This is a genomic window from Rhodococcus sp. P4_C10 (assembly GCF_056402135.1).
The window spans coordinates 1-1,014 of the sequence record NZ_JBFUHZ010000096.1 but is presented as its reverse complement, the minus strand read 5'-3'; the positions used below and the strand labels follow the sequence as shown (position 1 = coordinate 1,014).

The 1,014-nt window shown below is 66.5% G+C and carries 1 protein-coding gene; it reads right to left on the bottom strand.

All coding sequences use genetic code 11. From position 1 onward, the window contains the following. A partial coding sequence (locus tag AC1DWC_RS26670; protein ID WP_477912900.1) for an IS481 family transposase occupies positions 1 to 905 on the bottom strand: 905 nt, incomplete at its 3' end. Between the last annotated feature and the right edge of the window lie 109 nt (positions 906 to 1,014).

Below are 1,014 nucleotides of genomic sequence, written 5' to 3'. Positions count from 1 at the left end.
CGTCGAGTGTTGTAGTGCTCAAGCCAGGGCGCAAGTGCGGCGGTCCGCTCGGCGTTGGTGATGAAGACCTGCCGGTACGCCCACTCGGTCTGCAGAGTGCGGTTCAATCGTTCGACCTTGCCGTTCTGCCACGGGCAGTGCGGTTTGATGAACTTCTGCCGTATGCCGTGCTCAGCGCAGACCGCCCGCAGCGACCACCGGTAGGCCCAGGCGTTGTCCGTCATCAGCCGTTCGATCCTGGTGATGCCGTGGCCCGCGAAGTAGTCGATCGCGCGGACCAGGAAACCCGCACAGGTGGCGCCCTTYTCGTCCGGGAGGACCTCCGAGTAGGCAAGCCTGGAGTGATCGTCGACGAGCGAGTGGACGTAGTCGAACCCCACCTTCGTCGWGTAGTCCCGCGCCCGGTGCTCCCGGCCGCGGGCACGCCACCCGCCGCCGTCGGGGATCCGGCCGAGCTTCTTGACGTCCATGTGCACCAACTCGCCCGGCCGCTCGCGTTCGTAGCGCACCGCCGTGGTCTTCGACGAGCGGATCACCTCGCCGGTCAACGGGTCGCAGTCCGCCAGATACGGCGCCTGGTGACGTCGCAGGACTCGGGAAACGGTGCGGGCCGGCACCCCGAGCTCGGCTGCGAGCCAGTCCGGTCCGCGTCGTTCACGCATGCGTAGTTCGACGATCCGTGTCTCGACATCGACCGCGGTTCGGGACGGCATCGTGTGCGGGCGGGAGGACCGGTCGTGCAACCCTGCCTCGCCCTCGGCCTGGTAGCGGKCCACCCACGTGGACACGCACTTGCGGGAAACACCCATTGCGCTGGCGATRTGGGCCTTCGGCCAGCCGTCCCGGTGACGCTCGACGATGAGCATTCTCCCGAGATACGTGGTGCGGGCATTACGGTGAGACACGAGAACCTCCGGTGGGAAGTGGGCCTTCGACAAGCCACACCTCAACCGGAGGTTCTCTTCACATCAAGCCGACACGCCTGTTACCAACGTCCTGGCCGGGTACAGCTAG